We start from the raw sequence: 25,259 nt of genomic DNA, 5'->3' as shown, positions 1-25,259 counted from the left end.
CATCATGCGTAGTCAATAGGAGGATCGTGAACATCGAAGAGAGACGGCGTCTCAGGTACGAGAAATTGCTCGCCGTAGGAATCGCGCTGCTCGGCGCGCCCGAAGGGCCATCGATCAGCGTCAGGGCAGCGTGCCGCGCCGCGGGCCTGACCGAGCGATATTTCTATGAGAGCTTCACCGACCGCAGCGAGTACGTCCGTGCCGTCTATGCCCACGTGGGCGAGCAGGCGCGCACGGTCATAGCCTCAGCGGTTCACTCGGCTGGCGGCCGAGAAAGAGCCGCGGCACCCGTCCGTGCGTTCGTCGAACTCGTCCTCGACAACCCCAGTGCGGGACGGGTCCTGCTGCTGGCTCCGTTGTCGGAACCCGCCATCGGGGGGAGCGGGGCCGCGCTCGTGCCGAGCTTCGTCGAACTCGTGCGAGCGCAACTGACAGGACTGGACCGCGACGAGCAGCACCTGCTCGCCGTCGGTGTGGTCGGCGCTCTGACCGCGTTGTTCGTGGGATACCTCGACGGTTCGATCACGACGCCGCGCGAGAAGTTTCTGGCGCACTGCGTGCGACTGGTCGCCGAAGCCGGAAGAAACTCGACGGCGCGCGTGCCATGATCAACTCGGTACCCACCGACATGAAGGAGCAGTAGATGTCCGATCTCGATCAGTCGTTCCAGCAGGCCCAGACCGATGTCAAGACCCTCACGTCCAAGCCGAGCAACGATGATCTGCTGAGCCTATACTCGCTGTTCAAGCAAGGTTCCAAAGGTGACGCCGAGGGTAAGCGTCCCGGAAGATTGGATATGGTGAACCGCGCCAAGTTCGACGCCTGGGCGAAACTCGAAGGACAGAGCCAGGATTCGGCCAAGCAGTCGTACGTCGATCTGGTAGCTCGACTGCTCGGCAAGTAGGTGGCGACGGCGCGGTTCCCGCTCGAGAAAGGGACACCGCGCGTGCGCGATTACGACGAATCCGACCTCCACATCGAAAAGCCGAAAACCCACGCCGCAGGCCCCGTCGCGGTCGCGGTGTCGCTGAAGCGAGCCCTCGGCCACATGGGGCCCGTCAGGACAGCGAAGACGCTCCTGGACCTCAATCAGGCCGAGGGCTTCGACTGTATGAGTTGCGCGTGGCCGGACCCGGATCCGGGCCACCGTCACGCGGCCGAGTTCTGCGAGAACGGCGCAAAAGCCGTCGCCGAAGAAGCCACCACGACGCGCGCGACACCGGAGTTCTTCGCCCGGCACAGCGTCGAAGAACTCGACTCCCACAGCGAGCACTGGCTCGGCCAGCAGGGCCGGATCACGCATCCCATGGTCAAGGTGGCGGGCGGAAGTCACTACGAGCCCATCGAATGGGACGACGCCTTCCGCCTGATCGGCGACGAACTGAAGTCACTGACCAGTCCCCACGAAGCCATCTTCTACACATCAGGACGTGCATCGAACGAGTCCGCCTTCGTCTACCAGCTCTTCGCGCGTGCGTTCGGCACCAACAATCTGCCCGACTGCTCCAACATGTGCCACGAGTCGACCTCGATCGCACTGCAGGAAACGATCGGCATCGGTAAGGCGAGCGTGACACTCGACGACGTCTACGACGCCGAGCTGATAGTTCTGGCGGGCCAGAACCCCGGCACGAACCACCCACGAATGCTGTCGGCGCTGGAGAAGGCGAAGCAGAACGGTGCGAAGATCCTCTCGATCAACCCACTCCGCGAAGCGGGGCTGGTGAACTTCAAGAACCCACAGACTCCGCGCGGGATGGTCGGGCCCGGTACCGATCTCTCCGATATGCACTTGCCGATCAAGCTCAACGGTGACCTCGCATTATTCCAGGCCATCGGCTCGCTGCTGGTCGAGTGGGATGCGCTCGACCACGAGTTCGCTCGGCAGTACACCGCAGGCTTCGACCAGTGGCGAGAGCACGTTCGGGCAGTCGACTGGAACGTCGTCGTGGCAGCGACCGGCCTGACCCGCGAGCAGATCACCGATGCCGCGAAGATGCTGCGAGACTCCAAGGCGACCGTGTTCTGCTGGGCGATGGGCCTCACGCAGCACCGCAACGCGGTCGCGACCATCAAGGAAGTCACCAATCTCGCTCTTGCACAGGGAAACATTGGCCGACCCGGCGCAGGTCTGCTGCCGGTACGCGGACACTCCAACGTGCAGGGCGATCGAACGATGGGCATCTGGGAACGCGTGCCGGAGCATTTCCTCGACGCCATCGAAAAGGAGTTCGGTTTCGATCCTCCGCGGGAGCATGGCCTCGACACCGTCGACTCCATCCGCGCGATGCGCGACGGCAAAGCCCACTTCTTTCTCGGACTCGGCGGCAACTTCGTTCAGGCGACGCCCGACTCCTCGGTGACGTTCGACGCCATGCGCGGGATGCGGATGACAGTACACATTTCGACGAAGATCAATCGTTCCCACCTGGTGACCGGCGACGTCGCGCTGATCCTTCCCACACTGGGCAGAACCGAGAAGGACGTCCAGAAAACGGGCCCGCAGTGGATTTCCGTCGAGGATTCTACGTGCTCGGTGCACTCGTCGCGCGGTCCGTTGAAGCCGGCGAGCGAGCACCTACGTTCCGAGGTCGCCATCCTCACCGGCATCGCCGAGGCAACACTCGGCGGTCGGCACGGCATCGCGTGGAAGTCGATGCGCGAGAACTATCGAAACATCCGGGCGCATATCTCCCGGGTCGTACCGGGGTGTGAGGGCTACGAGGTCAACGTGCGCAGGCCCGGCGGTTTCGTTCTACCGCACCCTCCGCGCGATTCGCGGACATTCGAAACCGATTCGGGGAGGGGTAATTTCACGACTTCGCCCATCGACGTCCTGCACGTGCCCGACGGCCACCTGCTCTTGCAGACTCTGCGAAGTCACGACCAGTTCAACACCACGATCTACGGTCTCAGTGACCGGTATCGCGGCATCGAGGGTGGTCGACGAGTGGTATTTGTCCATCGCGAGGACATCGCGGCACTGGGGTTCGAGAACGGGGACTTCGTCGATCTGGTGACGAGATGGGACGACGACGACGTCGATCGCTGTGCACCGAGCTTCCGCATCGTCGAGTACGACACACCTCGCGGGTGCGCTGCCGCCTACTACCCCGAGACCAATCCTCTGGTGCCACTCGATTCCACGGCAACCGACAGTAATTGTCCGACGTCGAAATCCGTCGTCGTACAGCTAGTTCCCGCTGGTAGCGCCGTCTCTACCGACAGCAACGGAACTCAGGACGAGGTGGGGTCGGACTGGTCGCACAAGTCGCACCCGCAGCCGCATCACCTGAGCTAGGACCATGTGAGTGCGAATACCTGACGGGCTGGGTATTCGCACTCACATGCGCGTAGCGCCTACACCAACGCCCGACCCAACCGCATTCTGGCTCGCACATCCCACAGCAGAATATTGAACGGCATCTCGCGGACCACCTGGGGCGTAACCTGATTCACCCGGGCTAGGGTCCGCATCAGCCGTTCGAATCTTTTCTGTTTGACCGGATCCCACGGCAATTCCATTTCGTCGCGGAACCGCTCGGGTAGGAAACCTGTCGTCACGAACCGCATGAACGGCCCGATCAACGGGTGCAGGATCTTGGGCTTCGCAAATGTCGCCGACGCGATTCCGTACAGATACTTCCTGATGGTCGGATCGATGTGAACGTCGTTCAACGCTGTGTTCCAGTACTTCTCGAACGTCACTCGATCCGGGGGCCACATCTCTCGCGGCATCTGCAGCGTCGATCCGAGCACATGGCTGCGCTGGTACATCTCGTTCAAGAATGCAGGAGCGGGCTTGTCGTAGAGCGCGTGGTAGACGTCCTCGAATCCCCGATAAAGGCATGCCGCGACCCACAGTTGGAGGTTCGGATCGAAGGCGTTGTACTTCACCGGACTATCCGCTGTGGACTTCACGACGGCGTGTGATCGATTGGTAGCCCTGCGATATGCAGCTTTCGCCTCGTCGTCGCCCATACCGGCAACGGCCAGATAAGACAGGGTCGTCCTTGTCCGCTTCACAGGATGGCGGTTGATCTGGCCGCTCTCGACACGGCTTTCGAAAACCCCGTACCCGACGGCCGGGTGCGCCAGCTGCATGATGACGTTCGCGCCGCCCGCGAGCAGGCCGACTCCAGTCATCGATTTGCGCAGCAGTTCGTTGTCGGCTGTCATAGCGAATCCCTCTGCTCGGATATCTGAATACAAGCGTGTTCAGATGACGCTAGGCGGGCCCGAGGGCACGTGTCAAGATGTGTCCATGCCCGATTCACCGCGCACCTACGGCGGAGTCGACGGATCGGCCAGGGTCGCCGAGCGCCGACGCATCCTCGTCGAGGCCGGCCTCGACCTGCTCGGCACAACCGAGCCCGAGTTGAGCGTGCGCGGCGTGTGCCGCCAGGCCGGGATCGTGTCGCGATATTTCTACGAGAGTTTCGCCGACAAGAACGCGTTGATGGAAGCCGTGTACGACCACGTGATCGGCGACATCACCACCACCACCCTCGCCGCAGTCACGGCCTCGCCCAACAGCGAACGCGAACGCGTCCATGCAGCGGTGCACGCGATCGTCCGGTTGATCGCCGAGGATCCCCGTCGCGGACGCCTGTTGTTCTCGGCGACCTTGAGCAACGACGTTCTCGCGGCGAAACGAACCGAGTCGACGAAGATGTTCGCAGGCCTGCTCGCCGCGCAGGCGAGCGAGTTCTACGGCACGGAGGGCAGCCGGCACCTTGGCCTCGCAACCCACTTCGCAGTCGGCGGGTTCGCCCAGGTGCTGACAACGTGGCTGGGCGGTGAACTCGATCTGGACGAGGATGCCGTGGTGACCCAGTGCACCGATTTGTTGTTGTCCGCGGCTCCCTATATGAGTGGAGATCGATAGCGCTCGCTGGTCACTCCGCAGGGCTGCGCTCCCGGCTGCTGTGGATTTCCGCTACATGGCGGCGGAGCCACCCAGCCCCAAATGCGCGACCAACCGCTGCGCCCCATCCACGAACTGTCGACGCATCAATTCACCGACGGCATCGAGGTCACCCCAGGTGAAGGCGGCGATCAGGGCGTCGTGACTTCGTACCGACTCTTCGCCCCACGCCGGGTCCGAGGCGTAGAGCCGAACAGGCGTGTAGCGAATGGCGCCGAAGAGGAACCATGCCAACTTCTTTCCGCCCGCGACCTTGTTGATGCACCGGTGAAATTCGAACTCGCAGGTCTCGATGGCTTCCGCGTCGGCACGCATTACCGCGTCGCGTAGCCGCGCGTTCAAGTCCACCAACTGCTCGATCTGCACCGGGGTGATGATCCGTGCTGCCCTCCGCGCCAGTTTGCTCGCGATGGTTCCTTGCAGCCAGAAGATGTCCTCGATGTCGCCGCGGTCCAGTTCCCCGACGCGATATCCGCGATGGGGTACCTGCTCGACGAGTCCCTCCCCGCGCAGAGTCACGAGCGCCTCACGGACCGGGGTGGCGCTGACTCCCAGTTCGGCTGCCGTCTCGTCGATCCGCACGAACACACCCGAGCACAGCACACCTGACATGATCTGGTCTCGAATGTGTGCGGCGACGTCCTCGGACAGCTGAGGTCGTCGCTTCAGACCTGAGGACGTCATAGTCCATATGTCTTGCCGATGATGTCGCGTTGAATCTCGTTGGTACCGCCGTAGATCGATGATACGAGCGTGGTCCGCACATGCTTTTCCATGTCGAACTCGGTGGCGTAGCCGTAGCCACCCATCATCTGCATGCCCTCCAGCGCTACCTTCTTCGCGGTCTCCGTCAACTTGAGCTTGGCCATCGATGCCTCCCGCGGGAACAGCTTCTTCGGGTTCTCGTCGACGAGCCGTGCGACGTGATAGACCAGTAGCCGTCCGCATTCGATCTCTGTCGCCAAATCGGCAACGCGATGCCTCAGCGCCTGAAATGTTCCGACGGGCCGTCCGAACTGCTTTCGCTGAGTGATGAATTCGAGGGTGTCGTCGAACGCTCTCTGCGCAGTTCCGAGCATCATTGCGGCCAGGATCAGGCGTTCGGTGTTCAGGCCCGTCATGAGTTGAGCCCACCCTTGCCCTTCGACTCCGATCACTGAATCCTCGGGCAGTGAGCAATCGGTGAAGTACAGGTCGTTGACCTCCTTGCCCCCCATCGTGTCGATTCCGACAATGTTCAGGCCCTCGATGTCGGCGGGCACGTCGAACATGGTCAGTCCCTCATGCTTCCCCTCACCACGGCCCGTGCGTGCGACGAGCAGGATGCGGTCTGCAAAGTGGGCGTTGGAACACCACGTCTTCTGGCCGTTGATCAGCCAACCACCGTCGGTCTTCTCCGCACGACAACTCAGGTTCCCGACGTCCGACCCGGCCTCGGGTTCCGACATCGAGATGGAGTAACTCCTGCCGGCGACGATTCCACCGAGCACCGTCTCCTTCTGTGACGCAGTACCGAACTTCTCGTAGGCGGCGCCGGTGATCAGTGTCGGGCCGATTCCGCCGATCGGTGCCATACCTTTGGCTGCCTGTTCGAGAAGGATGCACATGTCCACTGTGCTGCCGTCGGCGCCGCCGAACTCCTCGGGGATGGTCGCGCCGAGCCAGCCGAGTTTGGCCATCTTGTCGTACAGGGCCTGGCTGTGTGTGTGCTTGCCGTGGTCGGTGAGGCCGTCACGCTGCTCGCGTGTGCCGGCCTCTCGTGCACAGAATGCGGCAACAGCCCGGGCAAACGACGCTTGTTCCTCGTTGAGATCCATACTCATGAACTGCTCCAGACGATAGAGGGATGCGGTCGACGTTCGAATGGTTGTCTTCTACCGGATGCGACGCATAGTGTGAGCTCCACAACAGTAGATCACATCACATATATGTGATGTAACTCTGACGAGCCGGAGGATATGCCCATGACGGACCAGGTCGCACAGACGAGAGCCCGCACCTTCGACAGCCTCGATCCCCGGACTGGCGCCGTACTTGCCAGCTACCCCGTCACCGGGAAGGACGAGGTCCTCGCGGCCGTCGATCGCGCCCGCTCGGCCGCCAGATGGTGGGACGTTCAGGGCTTCACCGGACGCAAACGGTGGCTGCTCGAATTCAAGAGCGCCATCGCGAAGGATGCCAAAAGCCTCGCCGACGTCATTGCAGCCGAAAGCGGCAAGCCCGACGAGGATGCCCTGCTCGAGGTCATGATGGGTGTCGAACACATCGACTGGGCAGCACGCAATGCCGAGAAAATCCTGAAACAGCGGAAGGTGTCGTCCGGTCTGATCAGCGCTAACCAGCAGGCCTACGTCGGCTACCGGCCGTTCGGCGTCGTGGGCGTCATCGGGCCATGGAACTACCCGTTGTACACCCCGATGGGGTCTATCGCATACTCGCTCGCAGCGGGAAATACGGTGGTGTTCAAGCCGAGTGAGCTCACACCCGGCGTCGGTGTATGGCTGGCAGACAAATGGAACTCGCTTGCCGCGGCACACCCAGTCTTTCAGACCATTACCGGCGACGGATCGACCGGCACTGCCCTGTGTACGTCGGGCGTCGACAAAATTGCGTTCACCGGATCGACCGCAACAGCCAAGAAGGTCATGGCGACGTGCGCACAGTCCCTCACTCCCCTCGTCGCCGAATGCGGGGGCAAGGACGCGATGCTCGTCGACTCCGACGCGAATCTCGATGCGGCAGTGGAATTCGCGACGTTCGGCGCCATGGGTAACGCGGGTCAGACATGCGCAGGCGTCGAGCGTATCTACGTCGCAGCGCCGGTGTACGACGCTTTCATCAGCAAGCTCACGACGTCGGTGAAAGCATTGAAGCCCGGAGGGGACGCTACCTCGTCGTACGGCCCGATGACCCTCGAAAAGCAGAGCGGCATCGTCAAAGCCCAGATCGAGGATGCTCTCGCCAAGGGTGGCCGCGCAGTACTCGGCGGAGTCGAATCACTGCACGGCCCCTACATCGATCCCGTCATTCTTACCGATGTTCCGGAAAACTCCACTGCCATAACAGAAGAGACCTTCGGACCGACTGTGGTGGTCAACAAGGTCCGTGACCTCGACGAAGGAATCGAGCGGGCGAATGCATCGGCCTACGGTCTCGGTGCGTCGGTGTTCACCAAGGACAACGCAGCCGGACGCCGGGCTGCAGAGAAGCTCGACTGCGGCGTTGTAACGGTCAACTCGGTTCTCGGATTCGCCGGGATACCGGCGCTCCCGTTCGGCGGTACCGGGGACTCGGGCTTCGGGCGCATCCACGGCGCCGACGGCCTCCGTGAGTTCAGCACCGTGAAATCGCTTGCGGTGCAGAGGTTCGCTGCCCCGTTGAATCTACTGACGATGACCCGCAAGGCCCGCGACCTGAAGATCTCGGCGTACATGCTCAAGCTACGCCACGGGCGGGGCTGAACACGATGGAGATTGCACCGAAGAGCGGGCGTTACGGCTGGGTCCGACGCATCGAAGAACTCGACCCGGTGGCCGACTGCCACACGATCCACCGCATCACCGCCGGCTACGAGTTCCCCTGGGACTACCAGCGGGCACTCGAATTCGCGCTGTTCCGAACCTACTGTGTTCCGAGCATTTCCACATTGCTGGAAAAGACCGGCGAGTTCGAGAACCGCCCGCAGAAGCGGTACGACGACACCTCGCTGCTCATGGCCGAGATGCTCGAGCACGGGTATGACTCGGAACGCGGACGTGAATCGCTGCGGGTAGTCAATCGGATGCACTCGCAGTACTCCATCGACAACGACGACATGCTGTACGTCCTGACCACCTTCATCTACGAGCCGATCGAATGGATCGACACGTACGGGTGGCGAAGGCTTCATCCGAAGGAACGCCTTGCGACGTTCCATTTCTACCGCGAGGTCGGAATGCGGATGGGCATCAGAAATATTCCGGAGTCGTACACGGAGTTCGCGAAGTTCAAACTCGACTACGAAGAGCGAACGTTCCGGTACACCGAAGACAATCACAAGGTCGGTACCTACACCCTCGATCTGTTCTGCTCATGGTTTCCCACGCCTCTGCATCCGGCTGTCCGTCAAAGCGTGTACGCACTGATGGACAGCCGAATGGCCGGGGCATTCGGCTTCCCGGCCGGCTCACCGACACTCCGGCGCGTGGCGGTGGCGAGCTTGCGTCTCAAAGCCCGCGGCGAGCGCTACATGCCGATACGCCGACGCTCCCGCACCACCGACGACGCCCGAAACAAGACCTACCCCGGCTATCCGGGCACCTACCGGCCCACCGATCTCGGCGCTCTCGCATGTCCCAAATCACCCAAGAAATCAGCCGGAGGCGCGGTCGGGCCACGCGGGGAGCACTTCGTGAAACCCTGAAGACAGCTCCAGCGGGGATCGACTGGTTCCCTTCCGATCCTTGCGTCGGCACCATGCGAGAAGTGTCGACCACTCATCGTGCCCGAGGCGTTCCCTACGCGGGCGGTATCGTTCTTCGGAACGCTCTACACAAGAACTCGGGAGGCCAGTAATGGCAGGTGGACTCGTTGCCCTGTTGGACGACGTTGCCGCGCTCGCGCGAATGGCGGCCGCATCGATCGACGACGTCGGCGCCGCAACCGCCAAGGCCACCGCCAAGGCGGCGGGTGTGGTGATCGATGACGCCGCTGTGACGCCGCAGTACGTGCGCGGCCTCGCCGCCGAGCGTGAGCTTCCGATCATCAAGCGCATCGCGATCGGATCGCTACGCAACAAGTTGCTGATCATTCTTCCGATCGCCTTGCTGCTCAGCCAGTTCCTCCCCTGGCTACTGACGCCGATCCTGATGCTCGGCGGTTGTTACCTCGCCTACGAAGCTATGCACAAAATTTGGGGAGCCGTGTTCGGGCACGGAGCCCATGACGCCGCCGCCGAGGACGAACCCAAGGACGAGGACAGCGTCGTTTCCGGAGCTGTGCGCACCGACCTCATTCTCTCCGCGGAGATCATGGTCATCGCCCTCGACACGATCGCCTCCGAAGGGTTCTGGAACCGGCTGATCATTCTCGCTGTCGTCGGGGTTGTGATCACGATCGTGGTCTACGGCGTCGTCGGCCTGATCGTGAAGATGGACGACATCGGCCTTCGCCTCGCTGAGACATCCTCTGGCTTCATGGAGAAGTTCGGACGCGGTCTCGTCACGGCAATGCCGAAGGTCATGTCGGTTCTCGGAGTTGTCGGCACAGCAGCGATGCTGTGGGTCGGTGGCCACATCCTGCTCGTCGGCATCGATGAACTCGGCTTCCACGCGATGTACGATCTCGTGCACCACGGCGAAGAAGCTGTACGCGGCATCGCCGGTGTCGGCGGCATTCTCGCGTGGATCGTCAACACCCTCGCATCAGCGCTGTTGGGCCTGATCGTCGGAACCTTGATCGTCGCCGCTCAGCTGGGGATCACGAAGCTCCGAGGAAAGCGCAAGGCCTCGGTTCATTAGCCGAAGAGCGTTGTGAGCATCAGCTGACGGACTCGACCGGCCGGCCCCGGTGCAAGATCGAAGTGCACCAGCCGGCCCATGTCGAACACCAGACCCAATGCCGCGTGGACCAGGAATCTAGCCTGCATCGCCCCGATTTCCGGCCGGGCGTCACTCACGAGTTGCGCCCACTTCTCGATATTGAGTCGCTGCAGATTGCGCAGCGTCGAACGCTGATCTTTGGGGAGATTGCCGATCTCCGCGAAGTACACCGCCATGAGTTCACTTCGCTCGAAGGACAACTCGACGTACAAGTACACCAGCGTCTCAACCGCTTCCTCTGGTGTTCGAGATCGTGCGAGCGCTTCGTCGAGCGCCACCGTCAACCCATCGCTCGCACGATGGAAGGCTGCGGCCAGCAGATCGGCCTTGCTGGCGAAGTGCCGGTAGACGCTCGACGCATTGATCCCCGCGGCAGCTCCGATGTCCTCGATACTCACGCTGTGATAGCCGTGGCGATAGAACAGCAGAATTGCCTCGTGCAGCAGCGCTTCGCGTTTCGATCCGTGCACCACTTCAGCGATGTCCGGCGCAGGAGCATCGATACTTTCGGGCAGATCTGCCGCCAGCACGTTGCGCGCCGTGGACAGCATCAACGACTCGATCTGTTTGGCAGAGAGCATCGATCGGTGCGCGGTGATGCTCGCGACCACACTGATCGCTGCTGCCGCGATCGTCGACGCATCTGCTTCCGACAGTTCGGGGCGTAGTCGCAACAACGGCGTGCGTACGCGCTCGTTCAGTATCGTAACCGACTCGCGCAGCGCAATTCGGTCCTCGTCGAGCAAGTAGCGCCCTTCCCATCGGTAGAGCCCTCCGGTGCGGCGGTTGTCGATGGTGGTGTCGATGATGGCGAGCATGACGGCGTCGACTTGCTCACGAGGATCCGCGCTGCCGTTCCCGAGATCCGTTGCAGCGAGCAAGGTCCCGGCCAGGCGCATGACGGTGTGCACGAACAGGGCATACTTGGTCGGAAAGTGCCGATACAGAGCAGGCCCCGAGATATCGAGCGTCGCCGCGATGTCGTCGATACCGACGGCGTGGTAGCCCCGCTCACTGAACGCCTCGGCAGCGGCCGTCAGGATCTGAGCCTTGCGGTCCTTCGGTCGTCGCCTTTGGACAGGCGTGGAGCCTGCGGAACGACCAGACGCGACAGGCGTGGAGCCTGCGGACCGGCCGGTACCTGTGTCGATGTTCGCGTTCATGTTCACCTGCCTCACCCTGCGTTTGCCTCCGCGCCAGATTACTCGCAGGCATGGGCGACGGACTCGGCCGATGGTGCGTCTGGGCGAATCTACACCGAACCATTCGAGTTCTCTCGTGGATTCCTTGACATGCTGGATGATTCGAGTGCTAAGTTAGCGGCAATTCGCATGCCGAGCTTGTTTGCTCCCACCGAAGAACTTCGACCGAAACGGCCGCACCATGACAGCTTCTGGGCTTCGAACCGAAACTTCCGACGGCGTCCTGCGCGTCACCATCGATCGGCCGGCGCGGCTGAACGCACTGGACGAGGTGACATGCGCGGCACTCACCGATGCATTCGAATCTGCGGAAGACATTCACGTCGTCGTGCTCACCGGCAGTGGCGGGTCGTTCAGCGCAGGCGCCGACGTCATCGATATGGCAACGAACAGCCTATCCGACGGCACCGAGGCACAGCAGGCCGCCGAACACACGATGCGTCGGGCAAACGCGCTCATACGAGCGATCATCTCGTGCCCTGTCCCGGTGATCGCCCAGGTCAACGGTCCTGCGGTGGGGATCGGCGCGTCGATGGCTCTGGCGTCGGATTTGATCTACGCCAGCGAGGAGGCCTACTTCCTGCTCGCCTTCACCAAGATCGGTCTGATGCCCGACGGGGCCAGTAGCCTGCTGGTCCCTGCCGCGGTCGGGCGCGCGAGGGCAAATGCGATGATGATGCTCGCCGAGCGAATGTCAGCGCAGGACGCGTTCGCGACCGGCCTGATCAACGGCGTCTTTCCCGCAGCAGAACTCAGCGCCCGCGTCGACACCGCGGTACGACGCCTCTCACGTGCCCCGAAACGAGCACTCGAACTCACCAAACGCGCATTGACCGCCTCCACATTGTCCTTGCTCGACGATGCACTCGAACGCGAGTCCGAGGGGCAGATCGAGTTGCTGACCTCACCCGCATTCAACGAGCGAGTAATGGCGATCGCCTCGCCACCGAAAGGGACATGACCATGCTGAACGAACCACAGCGCTCGCGCCGCAACAACTGGAACAACCAGGTGAGGCGCCATGCGCTCATGCAACCCGATGCCGTAGCGCTCCGCTTCCAAGGTGCGTCCATCTCGTGGGCGGAGTTGTCCGGTCGCGTCGATCGGTTCGCGAGCGCACTGAGCCGACGAGGGGTCGGCTTCGGCGACCGCGTCCTGATTCTGATGCTCAATCGACCTGAGTATCTCGAAGCCGTATTGGCCATCAATGCGTTGGGCGCGTTGGCAGTTCCGGTGAACTTCCGTATGACTCCGCCCGAGGTCGCGTTTCTCGCTCAGAACAGCGGCTCACAGGTGGTCGTCACCGACGAGACACTCCAACCACTCGCTGATGCCGTGGTTGCACAGGTGGATTCGTTGGGAGACAAGATCGTTGTCGGCGACGAGTACGAAGCCCTCCTTGCCGAAACCGAGCCTGCGGAAGCCGTTGATGTTCCCGACGACGCACCTGCACTCATCATGTACACCTCGGGCACCACGGGTAGACCCAAGGGCGCTGTGCTGACCCACGCGAATATGCAGGCCCAAGCGTTGACCTGCATTCGAGCGCTACAGATGCACGGTGTCGACGAAGTCGGATTCTGCGCCTCGCCGATGTTTCACATCGCCGCCCTCGGAAGCCTTGCCCCAAGTCTGCAGTTGGGTATCCCGACGGTTGTCTATCCGGTCGGTGCATTCGACCCGGCAGCCCTTCTGGACGTGCTGGCCGCCGAAGGTGTCACCACGCTCTTCCTCGTTCCGGTCCAATGGCAGGCCATGTGCGCCGAGCAGTCACGGAGCCCGAGACGCCTGAATCTGCGGGTGATCTCGTGGGGAGCGGCCCCGGCGTCGGACACGATCTTGAAAGCGATGTCGAGCACTTTCCCCACGGCACTCAATGTCGCAGTGTTCGGCCAAACCGAGATGTCGCCCATCACCTGCGTTCTCGACGGCGAGGATGCTCTGCGCAAACTCGGATCGGTGGGACGGGTCATCCCCACGATTTCGGCACGTATCGTCGACGACGACATGAACGACGTCGTCCGAGGCGAGATCGGCGAAATCGTTTACCGTGGTCCGACTCTCATGCAGGGGTACTGGCAGAATACCGACGCCACCGCCGACGCCTTCAACGGCGGCTGGTTCCACTCCGGTGACCTCGTCCGCCAGGACGACGACGGTTTCGTGTTCGTCGTCGACCGCAAGAAGGACATGATCATCTCGGGCGGTGAGAACATCTACTGCGCGGAGGTGGAGAACGTACTGTACGGGCACCCGCGCATCCTCGAGGCAGCAGTGATCGGTCGCCCCGACAACAAGTGGGGCGAGGTTCCCGTTGCTGTCGTCGCACTGAAGGACGCGGACGACCTGACACTGACCGAGCTCACAACGTGGCTCGGAGATCACCTGGCCCGGTTCAAGCACCCGAAGGAACTCGTCATCGTCGATGCGCTTCCTCGCAATGCGAGCGGCAAGGTCGTCAAAGTTTCACTGCGAACATCGTATTCGTCAACACCCGCCTAACCCATGAGCTTCGAATTGCGGGGCCGATCCAAGGCTGCTCCGCGAGCTACGCTGCCAGCCTCGAAGTCTCCTCTTCGAGACCTCGCTGCTCAGGTCGGCGGCCTGCTCGCGTTCTCCGTCACTGCGCTGTCGCGGACCGTCACGACTACGGCACGACGGACACTGTCCCTCGAAGAAACCGTCACGCAAGCGCTGTTCATTGCGAGAGTCTGTACTGTCCCGGCATTGCTGCTGATGCTTCCGATCGGCGTACTGATCGCAGTATCCGTCGGCTCCCTTGCCGGAAAGCTCGGCGCTGGAGCGTATTCCGGCGCCGTGGTGGCGTTCGTGGTCGTCGGGCAGGCCGCCGCTCTCGTCTGCGCTCTGATGTTGGCCGGAGTGGCAGGCTCGGCCATCTGCGCTGATCTCGGTTCACGAACGATTCGCGAGGAGATCGCTGCAATGGAGGTGATGGGCCTCGACGTCATCGAGCGGCTCGTCGTTCCGAGACTGATCGCGTCGATGTTCGTCGCACTGGTCGTGTGCGGCATGGTCACGGTCGTCGGTGTCGGCGCCTGTTTCTTTTACCAGGTATTCGTCGCCGACCAGTCCGCAGGCGCTTTCCTCGCGACGTTCAGCGAATACGGCCGGGTGTCCGATTTCGCGATGGCCATGGTGAAATCGGTGTGCTTCGCGGTGACATCGACGCTCATCGCGTCGTTCAAGGGCCTCCACACCAAGGGCGGACCCAGCGGTGTCGCGGACTCGGTCAACGAAGCAGTGGTTCTCGCATTCGTCATGGTGTTCGTGGTCAATACCGTTCTGTCGCAACTGTATGCAGTCGTTGTTCCCGCGGTCGGGCGGTATTGATGGCATATGTCTTCAGAGGCTCCGACAACCTTCATCGTCTGCAGCGTCGAGGCCGCGAATCGACGATGGTATTCGCCGAACTCGGCCGTCACATGACGTTCTACGCGGAGACCGTCGCCTCGATTCCGTTCACGATGCGCCGCTACTCGAAACACGTCGCGCAGCACATCGGCGAAGTCAGCTTCGGGTACGCATCGCTGCTCGCCGGCGGCGGCACCATCGGGATCGTATTCGCAATGTCGGCCGTCGCCGCGATGATGGTGGGCGTCGAGACGTACCGCGGCCTCGATCTGATCGGCCTGACATCGCTGTCGGGCCTGCTCTCCGCCATCGCAAACACCCGCGAACTCGCCCCCGTCATCGCGAGCATCGCACTCGCAGCCAAAGTCGGAACCGGCTTCACCGCGCAACTCGGCGCGATGCGTATCTCCGACGAGATCGACGCGCTCGACTCGATGGCGGTACGTCCCATTCCGTTTCTGGCAACCACGCGTGTCATCGCCGCAGTCGTCTGCATCGTTCCGATCTACATGGTCGGACTCATCTCGACGTTCGTCGCTACGCGCCTGGTTGTCGTGACCTTCGGTGGTAGTTCGGCCGGTACCTACGACTACTACTTCCACCTGGCGTTGGCCCCGTCGGACCTGATCTACTCAATCGCCAAGGCCGTGGTTTTCGCCGTGATCGTTGCGCTCGTCCACTGCTCCTACGGTTTCCATGCCTCCGGCGGGCCCGAAGGAGTCGGCCGTGCAGCAGGTCGTGCACTACGCACCTCCATCCTGGCCATCGGCATCACCGACGTGTTCCTGACCTTCGTACTGTGGGGAATCGTCCCCACAGTCCCCGGGCTCGGTGCGTCATGACAAGACCTCCCCGAAAGGGCGGCATTCCGCAGGCTCCACTCCCGACCCATCTGGTCATTCCGCAGGCTCCACTCCCAACCAATCTGGTCATTCCGCAGGCTCCACTCCCACGCCCCCTCGGGCCCAGCCGGGGCTCACTCGTCGCCCGCGGGTTGACGTCGGTCCTGGTGCTCGTCGCATCCGCTGTGGGCGCGGTCGCGTACGGAGGAGGCACCCTCAACCAAGATCCTCTGGTGTACACCGACATTCCTGCGTCGGCTGGGCTGCTGATCGGCGCCGTCGGCGTTCAGTTCAACGGCGTCCAGATCGGGGAAGTCGTCGACATCGACAGCGGTGTCGAACAATCACGCGTGACGATGCGCATCGATCCAACGGGCGTCCCCGCCTCGGCAGAGGTGCGCGTCGTGCCTCGCACGCTGTTCGGCGATGTCTACCTGAAACTGGTCCACGACAGCACCGACCAGAAGGGTTATTCCGCAGACACCACTCCCACTGTCGAACCCGGCGACGTACTGACCGTCGACACCTCGGCCGAAGCCGTCCAGCTCAGCCAGGTGTATCGCCAGGTGACCGACCTGTTGGATCGCCTGGAACCCGCACGCGCGCAAGCCGCTCTCACCGCCGTCAGTACAGCGCTGCAGGGCAGAGGCGAGAGTCTCGGCGCCACGATCGATCGCCTCGCATCGCTGTCGGCAACCCTCGAACCGCAGGCCCACGCTGTCCTCGACCACACTGCGCAAGCAAGAGACGTCGCCGACGCCCTCGCGGCGGCGACTCCCGACGTTCTGGCGACGATCGAGGCGACGACGACGCTGTCGCACTCCATGCTCGACAGGTCTGCGGGAGTCGAGGCGCTACTGACCAACGCTGCGTCGCTCGGCGTCACAGCCGGGACCGTCGCCGAGGAAACAACACCGTCGGCAATCACCGTCATCCACAGTGGCGCGGCGGTATCGACGACAGTTGCGATGAACTCGTCGGGACTGTCTTCGACGTTGGAGCAGTTTGCACCGTTCGGCGCCGCAGGCGCGCGGATCTTCGCGAGCGGCAGATTCGACATCACCGCCGTCCCCGATTTCTCCTCACCACTCCCTTATACCGCTGCCGACTGCCCTCGATATCCGGAACTCGATGGTCCGAATTGCGGACTCGCCGAGGTTCAGGACAGCGCAACGGGAACTTCTCAGCCGTTGAATCCCGCCAGCACGATGCTCCTCGCGCCGCTTCTGCGCGGAACCGAGGTGAGTATCCGATGAGTTCACTGCAACGACCGTTGGTCGCGCTCGCTGGATTCGCCGCTGCAGGCGTTGTGTCCGCCGTAGTCGTCACCAACACCCTGAGCGTGCCGGTGACCGGTGATACCACCAGTCACACAGCCGAATTCACCGGTGTCGAGGGGCTTCGCCGTGGCAACGACGTCACCCTCGCGGGCGTCAGGATCGGAAAGGTCGACGACGTGCGCTACACCACCGACAGTGCCCGAACCACTGCCGTCGTCGCATTCGAGGTGCAGTCCTCGGTCCCGGTTCCCGGAAATGTCACTGCCGCAATTCGGTACGGCGACATGCTCGGTGCGCGTTATCTTGCTCTCGTCGCGCCGGACGAACCGGACGGCTTACTGGAACAGGGCGAGGAGATACCGGTCGACCGCACACAGCCACCGGTCGATCTGACCGCCCTCGTCAACGGTTTCGAACCACTGTTCGATGCCATCGAGCCTGCCCAGGTCAATGCATTGGCTCGGTCCATCACCGATGCGTTCCAAGGTGAGGCAGGGACACTGGACTCGCTGCTTCGCCATGTGGCCACCGTGACGAAAGGACTCTCCGACAACGAGCAGGTTCTGGCCGATCTGATCGCCGACCTCGATTCGGTTCTGCACACCATGAACGCACGCGGAGTCGACATCACGCGGCTGATCACCGGGCTGACGGAGATGAGCCAGGTCGTCGCCGACAGAAACGCCGAGGTCATCACAGTTCTCGACGACGGCTCAGGCGCGGTCGATGCACTGGCCGAGTTGATGACCAACGCTTCGGAACCCCTTGGTTCGACCGTCGCGAACCTGACCGCGACGACCGATTCGTGGATACCGAATACCGAGAAGTTCGACCGGACGATGTCGCTGCTTCCAGAACTGGCGCAATCGATCAATCATCTGGGCGACTACGGCAGCTGGCTCAATCTCTACACGTGCAATTTCACCCTGAAAGCCGGGGACGCCGAGACGAACATCTTCGGCGGAACACACACGGAGATCTGCAAATGAACACCGCTCGGCTCGGCATGATCGCAATCGCGGCCGTCGCGGCGATACTCGTATCGGCTCTACTGATCCCGCAGGGCTGGTATCTCGTCAGAACTTCCTCCTACACAGCCCAATTCGCGCATGCCGGGGGGCTCACCGACTCCGATCCAGTGTTCCTCGCCGGCATCCCTGCCGGGCGAGTCGACAGCATCGAACTCGCGGAAGACCACGTCGACGTGCACTTCCGACTCGACCGAGATCAAGCGCTGGGCGATCGAACGCGAGCTGCCGTGAAGCTCCGAACCATCCTCGGCAAGCGGTACCTGGAGATCATTCCCGACGGCACCGGGCCCGTCGGCGTCGACCGGACCATTCCGACCGAACGAACGTCGGTTCCCTATTCGCTCGACGACATCGGCGCCGAAGCACATTCTGTAGCAACCGAACTCGACGTACCCGCACTCGAATCGATGGTGAAGACGTTGCGAGAGACCGTGCCTTCGGATCGACCTGCCGTGTCCGAAGCCCTCACCGGGGTCAGCGCGGCCTCGCAATTGCTGTCGCGGAACGACGAGAAGATCGCAAGCCTCCTCGATGCCGCGAAATCGCTGACCACGTCGGTTTCCGCAGAAAGCGAATCGATCGGAACACTGCTGGGTAACGCACGACTGGTTCTCGAGACGTTGGCCGAGAGACGAGAAAGCCTGAGCCGCTTGGTGATCGATTTGCGCACCTTGATCTCGTCGGCGTCGGTATTCCTGGACGACAACGCAGGTGAACTCGACCATCTACTGGTCAACATGCGCTCTGTCACCGACACCCTCGACCGAAACGGACAACACATCGACACGTTGATGACAACACTGCCTCCCGCTCTTCGCGCTGTCACCGACGCCACAGGCAATGGGAACTGGGTCGACGTCAGCGCTCCCGCCGGCCCCCTCCCGGACAACCTTCTGTGCGCTGTCGGCGTGATGCAGGGGTGCAGCGGATGAAGGCCTTGATCGCATCGGTAACGGTTGCGACTGTAGTGGGTGCCTGGTTCGTCTTCTTTGCAACCGACGACAGCGCGACGGTCACAGCGGATTTCGCGTACATCAACGGGGTCTACCCCGGCAGCCCGGTGCACGTACTCGGCGTTCCTGTCGGCACGGTCGACGACGTGACTCCGCAGGGAACATCGGTGCGGGTGACAATGACGGTGTCCTCCGACGTAGAGATACCCGTCGATGCGCAAGCCTTCGTCATGAATCCGTCGGTCATCAGTGACCGCTTCGTCGAACTCGGACCGGCTTACCGCGGCGGGCCCACTCTCGGTGACGCCATCATTCCTGTCGAGCGCAGCCACTCCCAGATCAACTGGGATCAGCTCCTCGACAGCGTCGACACCATCGCGTCAGCACTCGGTCCAAGTCAAGGCGACATCGGGGAAGCGGTCGACGTCGTCGCCGACGCCACAGCGGGACTCGGTCCGGAGATACGCGACGCCATCGGCAACATCTCCCGCGCAACCGCTGTTCTCGGCGGAAACAGCGAGCAACTCGGGGCCCTCATCGAGAATCTCGATCGGCTGGTCACTGCGATTGCCGCACGCCAGGGCGCTGTCCAGTCCGTCACCGATTCGCTCGCGCAGTTGGGTGACGAGATACAGCAGCAGGACCTCGAGATCGGCGAGCCCATCGCGCAGCTGCGTTCGATGTTCGACAACCTCGACCGCCTCCTTGCTGCTCGCGGCGACGACCTACGTGCTGTGCTGCAGAACGCAAGCGCGCTTACCGGGCAGTTCGCCGCGCACGAAGCCCAGTTCGCCGAGTTGATGGACGTGCTGCCCCTGATGATGCAGAACATCGGCAACACCATCGGCGAGGATCAACGCGCCCGCATCCGGTTGAACGTGTCGACCGACCTCGACCAGTTCGCAGTCGCAGTGCCGCTGTGCCGGGAACTCGCCCTGCCCATCTGCACCGGCGCGGGGCTTACCAATCCGATTCCCGTTCCGATCAGCACCTCGAACCCATTCGGGCTGGCGCAGTTGTCAGGGGGCGGACAATGAGGATAGTGCTGTCGATTCTCTCCGCCTGCCTCCTCCTCGGCGGCTGCCTCTCCCTCTCCGGCTGCGGCCTCGCTCAGCTCCCCATCGGCCACAGCGCCGACGGCGACGACTATCTAGTGACCGCGATCTTTCCTCGGGCCGACCGCATCCGGCTCGGGACCGAAGTGAGAGCCGGTCAGCAGCTCGTCGGGCGGGTACACCACCTTTCGACGGACGGCCGTCGCGCACTCGTCGACCTTAGCCTGTCCCAGTCGGTCCCACTGCCGGCCGACATCACGGCGTCGCTGGAATTGCCGTCGGCGCTGGGGGAACCTTTCGTTCAACTGACTCTTCCGCAAGAGCCGTCGACTGAATCTCTCTCCGACGGGGACACGCTGGAGAACACCGAGCTCGGTCCTGAGCTCGAATCATCGCTGGCCACAATGGGTCTCGTGTTGAACGGCAGCGGCCTAGATCAGCTGGAGACGATCATGACCGAGATGAACGCGGCCTTCGGTGGCCGCGGCCCCCAGGTCCGGGAGCTTGTGCACAGCGCCGACAGGATCATGGCCAATGCGGCGCAGCACCAGGCCGACTTCGATCGTGTACTCGCCGCTGCAGGCACGGTCTCGGCCACGCTTGCGGAGAACAAAGCTTCCCTCGACGCCGGACTCACTGTGGCATCCCCGACGATGGAACTGCTCGTACGCCAGCGCGACCACGTCGCTTCACTTGTCGAATCCACCTCGTCGCTGGCCTCCTCGGCGCAGGAACTGTTCGGGGGCAATCAATCTCAGATCGCTACCGGGGTCGACGAGCTCGCGCACATCGTGGACTCGATACAGAGTTTCAACGATTCCGTGACGCCTGCGCTCGCCAACATGAACGAATTCATCGCCGGGTTCGACGGCGCGGTCCACGGCGACTACCTCGTCTTCGACGGTGCACTCGACCTTCCGGAGACTGTGGGTGAGCTCATGACAGGCGGTCGACTCGCCCACGTTCCAGCGACACTGGAGCAGTTGCTCGTGCCAGGGAGGCCTCGGTGAATCGATCGGTGAGGATCCAGCTGGCGCTGTTCGCCGTCACTGCCGTGCTCGCGCTGGTGGTCGGAAGCAACTACGCACTCGGCTCGCAGACACTCCGCGGATCGATCGACATAACTGCCCCCATGGCCGATGCCATGAACGTCGGGGTCGGCGCAGGCGTCACCTACCGAGGCGTCGCGGTGGGCGATGTCGCCGACGTCTCCGTCACAGGACACGGCGCCGACGTCCGAATAGCTCTCGATCCCGGCACGCGCGTGCCCGTCGGCTCCGTCGCGAAAGTGACCAACAACAACGCGCTCGGCATCCAGACCATCGACATCATGCCCAGCACCTCCAACGGCCCGTTTCTCGTCGACGGGGACATCCTGGAGGTCCCCTCGGAAGAGCAGCCTCGACAGCTCGACGAGCTACTCGTGCACATGGCGGCGCTCACCGACACGATCGACCCCGACTCCGTCACCGCGCTGAGCCAGACGTTCGGGACTGCTCTTGGCGGCACCAGCGCCGAATTGCAGCAGCTGCTCGACGACGCGGACACCCTGAGCCGCGTGCTCGACGCCCACGCCCCGATGTTGGCGAACATCGTCGACTCTTCTCTACCGATGCTCGACGGTCTCGCAGCCCGATCGGGCGGGATCCCCGGTGCGGCGGGAGCGGCACGAGACGTCACACAGCGGCTTCTCGCGCAGGAACCGTCGTTGATCTATCTCGTCGACCGGTCCCCTGATGCGCTTGCACGAACGTCCCGATTGCTCGACGACACGCGCGGCTCCGTCGGCGCGTTGATGACCAATCTCGTGACGGTGACGCCGATCCTCGGTGACCGCACGCCTGCGCTGTCCTCGCTCCTCGTCGCGTTGCCCGAGACGCTCACGAAACTGACCTCGATCGTGCACGGCGACCGCGGCGACTTCACACTCGTCGGCACTCAAGGACCGGCCTGTTGGTACGACACACCACGACGAACCGTCGGTGACAAATCGCCTCGTGATCCGAACCTGAATCTGTATTGCCCGCCCGGTGACGACCTCGCGCAGCGGGGATCTGCGAACGCGCCGAGGCCCAACGATCTCGGTCTGTCCGGCGCCACCACCCCTGGCAATGTCACCGGGCCGCCGATCGCCGACGATCCCGTGCTGATTCCCACCGGAGTGCACGCGCTCGACTACTGGAAGAAGCTCTTGGAAGGAGTGCCGAAGTGACACTGCGAACCGCCGTGACCGCGCTCGTGATCCTCGCTCTCACAACCGGAGTGGCGATCCTCGGATATCTCCACCACGCCGACCGCAGGCTGGAGGATCACCGGTCGACGGCATTGGCGTCGGCGACGCAGTACACCGAGGAACTCGCGACGTACGACTTCGAGGATCCGGCCGCGAACCTCGACCGCGTGACCGCCGGCTCGACCGAGGAATTCGCCGGAACGTACCGAGATGTGTCGACGAAACTGCAGGGCCTGCTGACGAGCGGACATGGCACCGCTACGGGCCACGTCACCACCGCAGCGATTGTCGAGATCGATGACGAGCATGCGGTCGTCGCACTGTTCCTGGATCAGGAGGTGCGGAACCTCTCGGTGCCCGAGGGAAGGACCGATTCTTCACGCATGGTGATCGGTCTCGAGTACGACGGCAATCGATGGTTACTTGCATCGGCGGAGCCCCGGTAACCATGCCGCTTCGATCTGCCGCGACATGATGGCAGGCCCCCGCGGACGGCCTAACTGCTGGTCGGGGCACACCCCGAATCACGCAGGACGTAGCCTGGCTGGGAAGGAACGGTGGCTCCATTCGAATAACACGCGTGTCGTTCGAAAAGATTGTCGGAGCCACCAGGCACGATGCAAGAGGGTCCCGACCATGTCACCAAAGCGACGGGTCACCACTATCGAGGAGATAAGGCCATGGCTTTACCAGTATTGACTCCGGAACAGCGCACCGCGGCGTTGGCCAAGGCGGCCGAGGCACGCACTGCTCGTTCGAAGCTGCTGGCCGCCGTCAAGTCCGGCGAGCTCAGCGTCGCTGACGTTCTCGCGAAGGCCGAGAACGACGAAATCGTCAAGAAGACCAAGGTGTCCGCCCTGATCAAGGCACTTCCGGGTGTCGGTTCGGTGCGCGCCGCACAGCTGCTCGAGCAGCTGTCCATCGCAGATACACGTCGCATCGGCGGCCTCGGCGCAAACCAGCGCGAAGCTCTGCTGGCTGCTGTCGCATCCTGATACTGGGTTTCTGACGTACAGGCGCTTCTGTGGCACGGGTTACTGCCGACGGGGTTAGCATTTCTCCATGAACGTCGAAGTGACCCTGCTGCCCGGGATCGGGGTGCGGAAAGATTTCGCCCTCGCCTCCGGGCGCCGCATCGGAGTCATCACCCGTAAAGACGGCGCGAACGAGCTCATCGTCTCGCGCATCGATGATCCCGACGCAACACAGGCGTCCATCACACTGAGCAATGAGGAAGCGGCGGCGTTGGGCAATTTGCTCGGCACGCCGCAACTCATTGCTCAGCTGGGTGAGGAGCATCGCGACCTCCCCGGCATCAACACCCGCCAGCTCCCCATCAGGGAGGGCTCGCGATTCGACGGCCGAACCCTCGGCGACACCACGATGCGCACCAAGACCGGTGTATCTATCGTCGCGGTCATGCGAGCGGGCCAAGTACAGCCGTCACCCAACCCGGATTTCACTCTCACCTCCGGAGACCTTCTGGTTGCCGTCGGCACACACGACGGGCTCGACGCGGCAGCCAAATTGCTCGGCCATTTGTGAGAACGACCATGGCCGAGAACAGACGGAGCTGAGCTGTGGCCGAGAGCGCACTTGCGCTGACCGAGCTCGGCGCGGTGTTCTTCGTTCTCGGTCTCCTGGCCAGACTTGCAGGCCGCATCGGCGTCTCTCCTATCCCGTTCTATCTTCTCGGTGGCCTCGCCTTCGGTAACGGCGGCTTTTTCATCCTCGGCGGTATCGACGAGTTCACCGAGCTGGCCAGCGAAATCGGCGTCATCCTGCTGCTGCTTCTGCTCGGACTCGAGTACACCGCCACCGAGCTCGTCACCGGCCTTCGCAGATCCTGGATGGCAGGCATCGTCGACATCGCCTTGAACTTCACGCCGGGAGCCGCGCTCGCATTAGTGCTCGGCTGGGGCGGCGTCGGCGCGCTCGTACTCGGCGGCGTCACCTACATCTCGTCCTCGGGCATCGTCGCGAAGGTCTTGACCGACCTCGGCAGGCTGGGAAACCGGGAGACACCCGTCGTACTGTCGATCCTCGTGTTCGAGGACCTGGCAATGGCGATCTATCTCCCAATCCTTACCGCCGTACTCAGCGGAGTCAGCTTCGTCGGAGGGCTCGAAGCGCTCGGAATCTCACTGTTCGTCATCACGTTCGTGCTGGTGGTGGCTCTGCGCTACGGCCGATTTGTCTCCGCCATAGTCGACAGCCCCGATCGCGAAGTGGTGCTGCTGAAGGTCCTCGGCTCCGCCTTGCTCGTGGCAGGAATTGCCTCCGAACTGCAGGTGTCCGCGGCCGTCGGAGCGTTCCTCCTCGGAATCGCGATCTCCGGTTCCACGGCCGACAACGCGACACGCGTACTCGAACCTCTCCGCGATCTGTTCGCTGCCATGTTCTTCGTAGTGTTCGGACTCAACACCGATCCGTCGACGATTCCGCCTGTTCTGGGCTGGGCCGTGGTGCTAGCCGTCACGACGACGGCGACCAAGATCACCACCGGTGCCTGGGCGGCGAGCCGTCAGGGCATCGGTAGACCCGGACGCCTGCGAGCAGGTGCTGCTCTCGTCGCGCGCGGTGAATTCTCGATCGTCATTGCCGGACTCGCAGTCGCTACGGGTGCCGTCGAAGGGGAATTGGTAGCGCTCGCAACTGCGTACGTTCTGTTGATGGCCGTGTTGGGGCCTGTAGTGGCCCGGGTCGTCGAGCCGGTCTCACGGGCAATTCTTCGCACGAAGCCCGCCATGTGACACGGCGTCGCAGCCGTTGTGATTGCATGAGC

The 25,259-nt window shown here is 62.8% G+C and carries 25 protein-coding genes; 21 read left to right on the top strand and 4 right to left on the bottom strand.

The annotated features are described in order from the left end of the window. The first annotated feature begins 26 nt into the window (after window positions 1-26). From QMK17_RS18885 to QMK17_RS18875, 3 genes are read left to right on the top strand one after another with little or no spacing between them, the layout of a single operon-like run. Complete coding sequence (locus QMK17_RS18885) at window positions 27-608, top strand: TetR/AcrR family transcriptional regulator (protein WP_283510831.1); 582 nt, start codon at window positions 27-29, stop codon at window positions 606-608. A 35-nt stretch (window positions 609-643) separates the two neighbouring features. After that, window positions 644-904: an acyl-CoA-binding protein gene (locus QMK17_RS18880; RefSeq protein ID WP_283510830.1), complete on the top strand. Its 261-nt coding sequence runs from the start codon at window positions 644-646 to the stop codon at window positions 902-904. 42 nt (window positions 905-946) lie between these two features. Further along, on the top strand, window positions 947-3,301 hold the full coding sequence (locus QMK17_RS18875; RefSeq protein WP_283510829.1) for an FdhF/YdeP family oxidoreductase: 2,355 nt from the start codon (window positions 947-949) through the stop codon (window positions 3,299-3,301). 59 nt (window positions 3,302-3,360) lie between these two features. Here QMK17_RS18875 and QMK17_RS18870 read toward each other — a convergent pair whose 3' ends face one another. Then, on the bottom strand, window positions 3,361-4,179 hold the full coding sequence (locus QMK17_RS18870) for an oxygenase MpaB family protein (protein WP_283510828.1): 819 nt from the start codon (window positions 4,177-4,179) through the stop codon (window positions 3,361-3,363). Between the two features lie 85 nt (window positions 4,180-4,264). Between QMK17_RS18870 and QMK17_RS18865 the strand changes: the two genes are divergently transcribed. Next, complete coding sequence (locus QMK17_RS18865; RefSeq protein WP_283510827.1) at window positions 4,265-4,888, top strand: TetR/AcrR family transcriptional regulator; 624 nt, start codon at window positions 4,265-4,267, stop codon at window positions 4,886-4,888. Window positions 4,889-4,939: 51 nt separating this feature from the next. On the opposite strand, the gene QMK17_RS18860 is transcribed toward QMK17_RS18865, so the two are convergent. Then, complete coding sequence (locus tag QMK17_RS18860; protein WP_283510826.1) at window positions 4,940-5,611, bottom strand: GntR family transcriptional regulator; 672 nt, start codon at window positions 5,609-5,611, stop codon at window positions 4,940-4,942. Beyond that, window positions 5,608-6,750: an acyl-CoA dehydrogenase family protein gene (locus QMK17_RS18855; RefSeq protein WP_283510825.1), complete on the bottom strand. Its 1,143-nt coding sequence runs from the start codon at window positions 6,748-6,750 to the stop codon at window positions 5,608-5,610. The genes QMK17_RS18860 and QMK17_RS18855 overlap by 4 nt, the downstream gene beginning before the upstream one ends. A gap of 141 nt (window positions 6,751-6,891) precedes the next feature. Here QMK17_RS18855 and QMK17_RS18850 point away from each other — a divergent pair, with 141 nt between their 5' ends. The 3 genes from QMK17_RS18850 (at window position 6,892) to QMK17_RS18840 (ending at window position 10,425) form a co-directional block, all read left to right on the top strand. Beyond that, window positions 6,892-8,388 (top strand): aldehyde dehydrogenase family protein, encoded by a 1,497-nt coding sequence (locus QMK17_RS18850; protein ID WP_283510824.1) that lies wholly within the window; start codon window positions 6,892-6,894, stop codon window positions 8,386-8,388. Between the two features lie 5 nt (window positions 8,389-8,393). Further along, the gene (locus QMK17_RS18845) at window positions 8,394-9,329 is read left to right on the top strand and encodes an oxygenase MpaB family protein (RefSeq protein ID WP_283510823.1); all 936 of its coding nucleotides are present in this window, start codon (window positions 8,394-8,396) and stop codon (window positions 9,327-9,329) included. Between the two features lie 151 nt (window positions 9,330-9,480). Beyond that, window positions 9,481-10,425, top strand: coding sequence for a DUF808 domain-containing protein (locus QMK17_RS18840; RefSeq protein ID WP_283510822.1), 945 nt, complete (start codon window positions 9,481-9,483; stop codon window positions 10,423-10,425). On the opposite strand, the gene QMK17_RS18835 is transcribed toward QMK17_RS18840, so the two are convergent. Continuing rightward, window positions 10,422-11,669 carry a TetR/AcrR family transcriptional regulator gene (locus QMK17_RS18835; protein WP_283510821.1) on the bottom strand — a complete coding sequence of 416 codons (1,248 nt, stop codon included), beginning with the start codon at window positions 11,667-11,669 and terminating at the stop codon, window positions 10,422-10,424. The two genes, QMK17_RS18840 and QMK17_RS18835, sit on opposite strands and share 4 nt — an antisense overlap. Before the next feature lie 220 nt (window positions 11,670-11,889). On the opposite strand from QMK17_RS18835, the gene QMK17_RS18830 reads away from it, so the two are divergent. The 14 genes from QMK17_RS18830 to QMK17_RS18765 all read left to right on the top strand — a co-directional run bounded on the left by QMK17_RS18830 (window position 11,890) and on the right by QMK17_RS18765 (window position 25,227). Then, window positions 11,890-12,669, top strand: a complete 780-nt coding sequence (locus QMK17_RS18830; protein WP_283510820.1) for an enoyl-CoA hydratase — start codon at window positions 11,890-11,892, stop codon at window positions 12,667-12,669. Then, window positions 12,666-14,210 (top strand): fatty-acid--CoA ligase FadD5, encoded by a 1,545-nt coding sequence (gene fadD5 / locus QMK17_RS18825; RefSeq protein WP_283510819.1) that lies wholly within the window; start codon window positions 12,666-12,668, stop codon window positions 14,208-14,210. Before QMK17_RS18830 ends, fadD5 begins: the two co-directional genes overlap by 4 nt. Window positions 14,211-14,213: 3 nt before the next feature. Beyond that, window positions 14,214-15,059, top strand: coding sequence for an ABC transporter permease (locus QMK17_RS18820; RefSeq protein WP_283510818.1), 846 nt, complete (start codon window positions 14,214-14,216; stop codon window positions 15,057-15,059). A gap of 65 nt (window positions 15,060-15,124) precedes the next feature. Beyond that, entirely contained in the window at window positions 15,125-15,922 is a 798-nt protein-coding gene (locus tag QMK17_RS18815; RefSeq protein WP_283510888.1) for an MlaE family ABC transporter permease, read from the top strand. Continuing rightward, window positions 15,919-17,178 carry an MCE family protein gene (locus QMK17_RS18810; RefSeq protein ID WP_283510817.1) on the top strand — a complete coding sequence of 420 codons (1,260 nt, stop codon included), beginning with the start codon at window positions 15,919-15,921 and terminating at the stop codon, window positions 17,176-17,178. Before QMK17_RS18815 ends, QMK17_RS18810 begins: the two co-directional genes overlap by 4 nt. After that, a complete protein-coding gene (locus tag QMK17_RS18805) occupies window positions 17,175-18,191 on the top strand; it encodes an MlaD family protein (protein ID WP_283510816.1) in 1,017 nt (338 codons plus the stop codon). Before QMK17_RS18810 ends, QMK17_RS18805 begins: the two co-directional genes overlap by 4 nt. Then, window positions 18,188-19,165: an MCE family protein gene (locus QMK17_RS18800; protein ID WP_283510815.1), complete on the top strand. Its 978-nt coding sequence runs from the start codon at window positions 18,188-18,190 to the stop codon at window positions 19,163-19,165. The genes QMK17_RS18805 and QMK17_RS18800 overlap by 4 nt, the downstream gene beginning before the upstream one ends. Beyond that, entirely contained in the window at window positions 19,162-20,223 is a 1,062-nt protein-coding gene (locus QMK17_RS18795; protein ID WP_283510814.1) for an MCE family protein, read from the top strand. Before QMK17_RS18800 ends, QMK17_RS18795 begins: the two co-directional genes overlap by 4 nt. Then, window positions 20,220-21,251 carry an MCE family protein gene (locus QMK17_RS18790; protein ID WP_283510813.1) on the top strand — a complete coding sequence of 344 codons (1,032 nt, stop codon included), beginning with the start codon at window positions 20,220-20,222 and terminating at the stop codon, window positions 21,249-21,251. The genes QMK17_RS18795 and QMK17_RS18790 overlap by 4 nt, the downstream gene beginning before the upstream one ends. Beyond that, complete coding sequence (locus QMK17_RS18785; RefSeq protein ID WP_283510812.1) at window positions 21,248-22,453, top strand: MlaD family protein; 1,206 nt, start codon at window positions 21,248-21,250, stop codon at window positions 22,451-22,453. Before QMK17_RS18790 ends, QMK17_RS18785 begins: the two co-directional genes overlap by 4 nt. Further along, window positions 22,450-22,920: a hypothetical protein gene (locus QMK17_RS18780; RefSeq protein ID WP_283510811.1), complete on the top strand. Its 471-nt coding sequence runs from the start codon at window positions 22,450-22,452 to the stop codon at window positions 22,918-22,920. Before QMK17_RS18785 ends, QMK17_RS18780 begins: the two co-directional genes overlap by 4 nt. A 234-nt stretch (window positions 22,921-23,154) precedes the next feature. Continuing rightward, the gene (gene mihF, locus QMK17_RS18775) at window positions 23,155-23,469 is read left to right on the top strand and encodes an integration host factor, actinobacterial type (protein WP_026347388.1); all 315 of its coding nucleotides are present in this window, start codon (window positions 23,155-23,157) and stop codon (window positions 23,467-23,469) included. 67 nt (window positions 23,470-23,536) lie between these two features. Next, complete coding sequence (locus QMK17_RS18770) at window positions 23,537-24,019, top strand: cation:proton antiporter regulatory subunit (RefSeq protein ID WP_283510810.1); 483 nt, start codon at window positions 23,537-23,539, stop codon at window positions 24,017-24,019. 35 nt (window positions 24,020-24,054) lie between these two features. Next, window positions 24,055-25,227: a cation:proton antiporter gene (locus tag QMK17_RS18765; protein WP_283510809.1), complete on the top strand. Its 1,173-nt coding sequence runs from the start codon at window positions 24,055-24,057 to the stop codon at window positions 25,225-25,227. The last annotated feature ends 32 nt before the right edge of the window (window positions 25,228-25,259 follow it).

Source organism: Rhodococcus sp. G-MC3, assembly GCF_030063335.1.
Taxonomy (GTDB): domain Bacteria; phylum Actinomycetota; class Actinomycetes; order Mycobacteriales; family Mycobacteriaceae; genus Rhodococcoides.
This window is presented reverse-complemented; position numbering and strand designations above follow the sequence as displayed.